Here is a 4016-nt window from a genome sequence, read left to right as displayed (position 1 = left end):
TGATTCACAACGCGTGGCATTTATACTATGCGTTGAATTTAGTGATTAAGGTGGTATGCGGGAGCTTCGGCATCGCGTGGTTAACACCTTAATTGCGCGTTATACGTTTGGAGATTTTGGATGCCAGCAAGAATGGATGAATACCTAGATAACGTTATTAAAAATCGATTTTCAGTGTCACTAATGTCAAATGCTAAATGGCGTAAAGTGTTTACGGTATTAGATGTGCCAGAATTGATGTTGAACCAGTGTTACTGGAAGTTTGTTGACGACGATTATGAGTTTCTAGGCTGGTTTACCAAATCGGACGAGTTAATGGAAAAGTATGTGGGTGACTATGGCTCAGGACCTTTCGCCTACAAGCGAATTGAGTGGTTAGAAATCCCCAAAGTAGGCAAGCCTAGTGGGTATGAAAATGTGCCCTTTAAACATTGGCATCAAGATATAGATGAAGCATTGAGTATCTTAAACTCGGTTGGGCACTTTGATACGGAGCTTACAGATAGAGGGTTGCGTATCTACGGTTTCAGAGAATAAACGTATAACAAACGTTTAAGACTCAAGATACTTTTTCTAATGTTCACTGAACGAGTTAGAGCTTCGACGCTAACTCACTTTTGTTGATAAGCAAGTAAAGCGGGTAATCGCCCATTAGGCTCATGAAGCAGAATTTAAAGATGCTACAAAAGTGGGACGATTCGATACTCGTAAGCCTAAAGGCGAAAGATCACCCTATGCGTCCTGCATGTCAGTTTTGTTATCTGCCATAACTGTAGCCATTAATGAACTGCTAACATAAGAATTGCGAAACTCTTTTCTGTCCAAAACCTTCACAGGCTGAATTTTTACCCGTGGCACTTTCTAACTCAAAAGTGCCCCAAAGCTTGTTAGAGCAAATACTCATTCACATCGAATTAATGTGATTTTGGATTAGTTTACCTATTGATTCAATCTGACTCAGGCTTGCTCATAATGTGGACTTTTATGTCCACAATTCTGGCAGCAATTCAATCACTTTACTTTTTGATATAGAGTGTAAGCTGTTGTTTTAATTCGTCATACAACTGTTCCTGTACTTTTTCTAACTTATATTGATTACGATCGAGGCACAACCTAAGTTTTCCAAGGACCGGCAAACCATCCAACTTACTAATAGTATCCGGGTGACTGAAAGAAGAGCGAACCGTAACTCCTAAGCCGGCATCAACAGCGCTCCATAAGTTACTCAGACTTCGGCCAACAAAGGTAATTTTCCATGGAATCCCCTCGCGATCTAATGCTGCTATGGCTTGTTGTCTGATAATGCAAGAACCATCAAGCATGACTAGTGGTACAGGTTTAGAAATATTAATGGATTCTTTAAGATATTTATTTGCTGGCCCATACCAGTACAGTGGTAATTCTGCCAGAAGTTCACTATATGGCGCCGATTTTTCACCTCTCCATCCCAATGAAAAGTCTAACTCACCAGATTGAATGCCATCCATCAACTCCTGATGGCGCCCAACAATGGATTGCAATTGTAAATTTGGATGTGAACGAGAGAATACACCTAGCAACTGAGGCAATAGTACGTCACTAAAATCTTCTTGTAGGCCAAAAACCACTTTCCCCGTCAATGAATTTTCCACTAACTGGTTTAGAGCTTCGTCATTTAACTGAAGCATGCGACGGGCATAAGCCAGAATAATTTCACCTGCTTCTGTCGGCTCTAGATGGCGGCCGATTTTGGTCACTAATGAGGTGTTGCACTGCTGTTCGAGCTTTTTTAACTGGGCACTGGCCGCAGAGGGTGAGCGATTAAGTCGTTCAGCTGCAGTTGCAAAGCTTCCTAACTCAATTCCTAAGACAAAACATCGTAAGGCATCTAAATCCAGACTCCGCATGTTCAACTATCCCGAAAATCAAAACTGTATATCAAAATAGTTTTGATTTTTTATATTAAAAAATCAACTTATTCTTTTCCAGTAGACGAAAAAACAGGGGAAATATATGGATACAAAAGAACAACACTTGACGAAACTGTTTGCTGAAATTGCTCCACAATTTCATAAAGTTACGGAAGATATCTTATTTGGACAGATATGGCGTGATGAGAGTCTGAGCACTCGTGATAGAAGTCTGATAACCATCACCGCATTAGTGGTCTTAAATCGTGTGGAACAACTACCGGGTCATTTAGCTCGGGCATTAAGTAACGGACTGACAGTAAAAGAACTGAGCGCAACAATGACTCATCTTGCTTTTTATGCCGGTTGGCCTGTAACGGCTTCTGCACTTGAGCGGTTAGATGAAATGGACCACGAGGGGAATGACTAATGCCAATGACACGAATTTCTATAGGTAATGAGTTATTTGAAAACTATAAGCATCAAATATCACATATTCTCCAGCAATGTTTAGAAGCTTATTTTGCAGTACCGAATGGAGACTGTTTTCAAATATTCGACATTCATGCCCCACAGCAAAAGGTTTTTAATTCGAATTATCCAAATCTGGCTCAAAGTCGTAGTGAATCTGGAATTTTGTTTCACATATTCGCTGGAAAATCACGTGACCATGAACAAAAGCGAGCCTTGTACAAAGCGTTGTGTGAGCAACTTCAGGCCCAAACCCCCATTCGTAAAGAAGATATCATGATCATTGTTCAATTCAATGGCCCAGAAGACTGGTCTTTTTCCTCTGGTCAGTCATGGAAAGATGAAATGGAGATAATACAATGATAGCAATGCAATATAAAATCGTTCTCCCGTCTGATTATCCTATGGAAACAATAGAAGCTCGTATCAAGGAAAAAGGTCACTTATTAGATGGGTTCCCAGGGTTAATTTTTAAAGCCTATCTTTATTCGCGTAAAGACGCGAAAAATTATGAAAATCAGATGAATAGTTACGCCCCGTTTTATGTTTGGAGAGATCATCACGCAATGGTCTTATTTCTCCAAAGTGATGGATTCAAAGCTCTTTGCGAACAATTCGGTCGCCCAAAGGTTGATATTTGGTTCGTTGACGACGAGCCAAACGTTCCTGATTCGCACCATTCTCTTGCGTGTATTCATAATAAAGTCAACCAACATACAGATGTACACGGCTTAGATTATATCTCGTGGGAAACGCTCGGTTTAACGTGGTTGAGTAGCTCAGAAGGTATTGATGATAGTAGCGGTGAAGTTTACTCTGTGGGATATGTTGCTCATGGTCAAAATAATATTGAGTAATGAGATGCGTTAGGTTCACTAACATAATTAAGTGTGTTTTGACCTAAGCCAAAACACACTTTTGTCCACTGACGTTGCAGAGCTTCCTAAACCCTACTAAATGTGACTGCCAAACTTAATGTTGACCAAAAACACAGAGAGGAGGTCATCATGAGAAGGTTATCTTCTGGAAAATGCAGTGGCATCAAAAGGCCATTTAAGCTTGAAGAGATCTGGCGGATCAGAACTAGGCTGGAGATTGAAAATGATCTGATGCAGCTCGCACTACTGAACCTAGCTATAGATAGCAAGTTAAGAGCAAGTGATTTACTAAAGCTACACGTTTACGATGTTTCTTCGCAAGGAGTTATCTATGAAAGGGTTCAGTGCATCCAGCAAAAAACTGGCACTGATGTCCACTATGAGATTACTCCAAGAACACAGCAAAGTATTAGCCGATGGATTTTTTCAGCATCGCTAGAGGCAAGCAGTTTTCTATTCCCGAGTAGCCGACGCTTTGGGCAACCTATCAGCTACTCATTCTATCGTTCAATTATCAGGAACTGGGCTGCAAAACTGGGACTGAATGCTAACTATTACGGCACTCATTCCATGCGCCGCACCAAAGCCACGTTAATATATGCCAGAACAAAAAACATCAGGGCCGTACAGATTTTACTTGGACATTCGAAGCTAGATAACACAATTCGATACCTTGGCGTTGAGCTAGAAGACGCTCTGAGGTTGTCTGAGAAAACAGACTGCTGACAGGAGCTGAAACAGGCTTTTCTTCTGAAAAGCCTGCCCCAAAGTGTGTTTA

General features: G+C 40.9%; 6 protein-coding genes. 5 read left to right on the top strand and 1 reads right to left on the bottom strand.

The features are described from left to right. Positions 1–120: 120 nt before the first annotated feature. Positions 121–537, top strand: coding sequence for a DUF6678 family protein (locus tag BCT81_RS13295; RefSeq protein ID WP_102424725.1), 417 nt, complete (start codon positions 121–123; stop codon positions 535–537). A gap of 479 nt (positions 538–1016) precedes the next feature. Here BCT81_RS13295 and BCT81_RS13290 read toward each other — a convergent pair whose 3' ends face one another. Further along, positions 1017–1886 (bottom strand): LysR substrate-binding domain-containing protein, encoded by an 870-nt coding sequence (locus tag BCT81_RS13290; RefSeq protein ID WP_102424724.1) that lies wholly within the window; start codon positions 1884–1886, stop codon positions 1017–1019. Positions 1887–1992: 106 nt separating this feature from the next. On the opposite strand from BCT81_RS13290, the gene BCT81_RS13285 reads away from it, so the two are divergent. From BCT81_RS13285 to BCT81_RS13270, 4 genes are all read left to right on the top strand, one after another. Beyond that, on the top strand, positions 1993–2319 hold the full coding sequence (locus BCT81_RS13285) for a carboxymuconolactone decarboxylase family protein (protein WP_102424723.1): 327 nt from the start codon (positions 1993–1995) through the stop codon (positions 2317–2319). Then, positions 2319–2723 carry a tautomerase family protein gene (locus BCT81_RS13280; protein ID WP_004739426.1) on the top strand — a complete coding sequence of 135 codons (405 nt, stop codon included), beginning with the start codon at positions 2319–2321 and terminating at the stop codon, positions 2721–2723. The genes BCT81_RS13285 and BCT81_RS13280 overlap by 1 nt, the downstream gene beginning before the upstream one ends. Further along, positions 2720–3217 (top strand): DUF4865 family protein, encoded by a 498-nt coding sequence (locus tag BCT81_RS13275; RefSeq protein ID WP_102424722.1) that lies wholly within the window; start codon positions 2720–2722, stop codon positions 3215–3217. The genes BCT81_RS13280 and BCT81_RS13275 overlap by 4 nt, the downstream gene beginning before the upstream one ends. Positions 3218–3367: 150 nt before the next feature. Beyond that, entirely contained in the window at positions 3368–3964 is a 597-nt protein-coding gene (locus tag BCT81_RS13270; protein WP_102424721.1) for a tyrosine-type recombinase/integrase, read from the top strand. The last annotated feature ends 52 nt before the right edge of the window (positions 3965–4016 follow it).

Source organism: Vibrio sp. 10N.261.52.A1 (genome assembly GCF_002876325.1).
Taxonomy (GTDB): Bacteria; Pseudomonadota; Gammaproteobacteria; order Enterobacterales; family Vibrionaceae; genus Vibrio; species Vibrio chagasii.
This window is presented reverse-complemented; position numbering and strand designations above follow the sequence as displayed.